The sequence below is a fragment of the Albidovulum sp. genome (assembly GCF_049646345.1).
Taxonomy (GTDB): Bacteria; Pseudomonadota; Alphaproteobacteria; order Rhodobacterales; family Rhodobacteraceae; genus Albidovulum.
This window is the reverse complement of record NZ_JBARVQ010000158.1, coordinates 1-3,450: the sequence shown is the minus strand read 5'-3', so window position 1 is coordinate 3,450 and position 3,450 is coordinate 1. Positions and strand designations below refer to the sequence as shown.

Here is a 3,450-nt window from a genome sequence, read left to right as displayed (position 1 = left end):
TTCAAGCCGCGTCTGAATGCCGTCCTTCAGGTGATAGACCACGCCCTGCCCGCCCGGCAGCCCCGCGATTCCATCCAGATCGAGGCCCAGAACCGCGCCGCGCAGAAACAGCGAAACCATGCCATGGGCGATTATGACCGTCGGCCCGGTCAGATCGGCAAGATAGTCCCGTAGCCGGGCATCGAATGCGGCAAAGCCGGTCCCCTCGGGCGCGCGATCCTGCCACAGAAACGGATGATCGCCGTCGAATATGCCGGGATTGCGCGCCTCGATCCCGGCTTGTGTCAGCCCGTCCCAGGTGCCAAGGCTGATTTCGCGCAGGCGGGCATCGACTTCTGGCACGATCCCGAGCGGCCCGAGCACAATCTCTGCCGTTTGCCGGGCACGGCCTTGGGGGCTGACATGAAAGGAATGATTTTCGGCCCCGACCCCGGTCCGGGCAAGAATCCCGGCCTGTCGGCCTGCCTGTTCCCGCCCAAGTGCGGTCAGCGGCGAATCAAGTGCACCCTGCATCCGGTGCACGGCATTCCATTCGGTCTGGCCATGGCGAAGGATATAAAGCTCGGGGAAGGATCGCATGAGGGTACCTTTCTCGGACCCCCAGCCTACCGCCGGAACCGCCCCTTGTCGACTCGGTCAGGGCCGCACAGCCCCCCTCAGCCCGATCCCGACAAGACCCGCATTGATCAGCAGATAGGGCGAGGTACCGCCAAAGGTCGTGCTGACCGACCGGCTCCAATCGCCGAGGTGGTGAACCGGTTCAAAGGCTATAAACAGCCCCGCGCCAAGCGGCAGGGCCGAGGCAAGCCAGGTCAACGAAAAGGGTTTGAAATACTTGAATTGCAACGGCATCGCGGCCCCCTGCCGGCAGTCGGAACACCAGCCGATCTGACCGCGCAAGCCTTGAATTGCCGTTAAGCCGGCGTGCGGTGGGAGGGAAGAAATGGTGGGTGATGAGGGATTTGAACCCCCGACATCTTCGATGTGAACGAAGCGCTCTACCACTGAGCTAATCACCCGGTCGGCGGGGTTCCTAGCCCTAATCTTTCATTCGTGCAAGGGGGGAACGTCGCCCCTAAGGCCGCGTGGTTGCCCGGATCAATCGGCGTCCGCACCACCATCCGTCGCAGCTTCCGCAGGCTTTTCGTCCTGCCGCCGGAGCCGGATCACCAGCATCTCGGCCGAGCCGAGGTCTTTCTGCCGGTTGACCTTGGCCTTGCCCAGCGGTGGCAGGACCAGATCTTCGCCTGCCGATAATGCGTCACCCAGTGCTTTCAGCGTCGCTTCCACGATGGGTTTTACGTCTTTCTTCTTCGCACCCGTCGCGTCAACCACGCGTTCGAACAGCTCTTTCTTTCGCAACACAGTTTTATCGATATCGCCGGTCTGGATGTCCGCCGTGGGCAACCGTGGCACCTCCGCCGAGGTGGTTGCCGGTGCCTGCTTCTTAACAGGGGCTGCTGTCTTCGAAGGTACCGTTGCCCCCGCAAGCGCAGCCGGTTTGGCGCTGGCCGGTGCACGGGTGGCTTTTGCGGGTGTTTTTGTGGTTTTTCTGGCGGTCATTGAGAAATGCCCCTTCCTTCATCCAATCGAAGACTAACGCGCACTCCGTCACCGCGCTACGATGCCTCAGGTGTTTTGCAACAAAGTCCGACGCGCGCGACAAAAAAGGCGCGCCCCGCAAGGCGCGCCTTTTCAATGCAAATCACTGGTGCCGGTCAGTGGGCCGTCGCGCCCGTACTGGCCTTCTGCTCGGAAAGCGCTGCCTTGGCGGCGGCTTCCTCGGCTTCGGCATCCCAGACGATCGGTTCGGGTTTGCGCACCAGTGCATGTTTCAGCACTTCGCGGACATGAGAAACCGGGATGATCTCAAGCCCGGCTTTCACATTGTCCGGGATCTCTGGCAGGTCCTTGGCGTTTTCTTCCGGGATCAGAACCGTCTTGACCCCGCCGCGCAGGGCCGCCAGCAGCTTTTCCTTCAACCCACCGATGGCCAGAACGTTGCCGCGCAACGTCACCTCACCCGTCATCGCGATATCCTTGTGGACCGGGATCTGGGTCAGAACCGAGACAATGGAGGTCACCATGCCGACACCCGCCGAAGGGCCGTCCTTGGGCGTGGCGCCTTCGGGCACGTGGACGTGGATATCGATTTTTTCAAAGACCGGCGGCTTCACGCCAATCTCGGGGCTGATCGCACGCACGAAGCTGGAGGCGGCCTCGATTGATTCCTTCATCACATCGCCAAGCTTGCCGGTGGTCTTCATCCGCCCCTTGCCGGGCAGTTTCAGCGCCTCGATCGACAAAAGGTCACCACCGACCGAGGTCCAGGCGAGCCCGGTCACGACACCGATCTGGTCTTCCTTTTCGGCCAGCCCGTAGCGGAATTTCTTGACGCCAAGGAAATCCTCAAGGTTCTTCGCCGTGACCTCGACCGTTTCGACATCCTTGCGGACGATCTTGGTCAGGGCCTTACGGGCGATCTTGGCGATCTCGCGCTCAAGGTTCCGCACGCCCGCTTCGCGGGTATAGGTGCGCACCATTTCCTGCACCGCATCATCCGCCAGCACGAATTCCTTCTTGCGCAGCCCATGGTTTTTGACCTGCTTCGGGATCAGGTGCTGCTTGGCAATCTCGCGCTTTTCGTCCTCGGTGTAACCGGCGAGCGAAATGATCTCCATCCGGTCCAGAAGCGGCCCCGGCATGTTGTAGGAGTTCGCGGTGGTCAGGAACATCACGTTCGAAAGGTCGTATTCGACCTCCAGATAGTGATCCATAAAGGTATTGTTCTGTTCCGGATCAAGCACTTCCAGCATAGCGCTGGCAGGGTCGCCGCGGAAGTCCTGCCCCATCTTGTCGATCTCATCGAGCAGGATCAGGGGATTGGTGGTCTTGGCCTTTTTCAGCGCCTGAATGATCTTGCCGGGCATGGAGCCGATATAGGTCCGGCGGTGGCCGCGGATCTCGGACTCGTCACGCACCCCGCCAAGCGAAATGCGGATGAATTCGCGCCCCGTCGCCTTGGCGACGGATTTTCCAAGCGAGGTCTTGCCAACCCCTGGAGGGCCGACGAGGCAGAGGATCGGGCCCTTCATCTTTACGGACCGCTGCTGCACGGCGAGATATTCGACGATGCGTTCCTTGACCTTTTCAAGCCCGTAGTGATCGGCGTCCAGCACCTCCTGCGCCTTGCGCAAGTCCTTCTTGACGCGGGATTTCACGCCCCACGGCAGGCTCAGCAACCAGTCGAGGTAGTTGCGCACAACCGTCGCCTCGGCAGACATCGGCGACATCGACTTCAGCTTCTTCAGCTCGGCCTCGGCCTTGTCGCGGGCCTCTTTCGAGAATTTGGTATTGGCGATCTTTTCGATCAGTTCGTTGATCTCGTTCTGGCCTTCCTCGCCATCGCCCAACTCGCGCTGAATGGCCTTCATCTGCTCATTCAGGTAA

4 protein-coding genes and 1 tRNA gene are annotated in these 3,450 nt (G+C 60.9%); all 5 read right to left on the bottom strand.

What is annotated here, in order from left to right; all coding sequences use genetic code 11:
- A partial coding sequence (locus WBB85_RS03980; protein ID WP_432637326.1) for a histidine phosphatase family protein occupies positions 1-579 on the bottom strand: 579 nt, incomplete at its 3' end.
- Positions 580-636: 57 nt separating this feature from the next.
- The gene (locus tag WBB85_RS03975) at positions 637-852 is read right to left on the bottom strand and encodes a hypothetical protein (RefSeq protein ID WP_432637325.1); all 216 of its coding nucleotides are present in this window, start codon (positions 850-852) and stop codon (positions 637-639) included.
- A 92-nt stretch (positions 853-944) separates the two neighbouring features.
- Positions 945-1,019 (bottom strand) — tRNA-Val (locus WBB85_RS03970).
- A 79-nt stretch (positions 1,020-1,098) separates the two neighbouring features.
- A complete protein-coding gene (locus WBB85_RS03965; RefSeq protein WP_432637324.1) occupies positions 1,099-1,563 on the bottom strand; it encodes an HU family DNA-binding protein in 465 nt (154 codons plus the stop codon).
- A 155-nt stretch (positions 1,564-1,718) separates the two neighbouring features.
- Positions 1,719-3,450, bottom strand: a 1,732-nt coding sequence (gene lon / locus WBB85_RS03960; RefSeq protein ID WP_432637323.1) for an endopeptidase La, incomplete at its 5' end; no start/stop codon positions are given.

Excerpts from the sequence above, each read along its gene's own strand:
- WBB85_RS03975 (WP_432637325.1), bottom strand. The coding sequence starts at position 852 with ATGCCGTTGCAATTCAAGTATTTCAAACCCTTTTCGTTGACCTGGCTT.
- WBB85_RS03965 (WP_432637324.1), bottom strand. The coding sequence starts at position 1,563 with ATGACCGCCAGAAAAACCACAAAAACACCCGCAAAAGCCACCCGTGCA.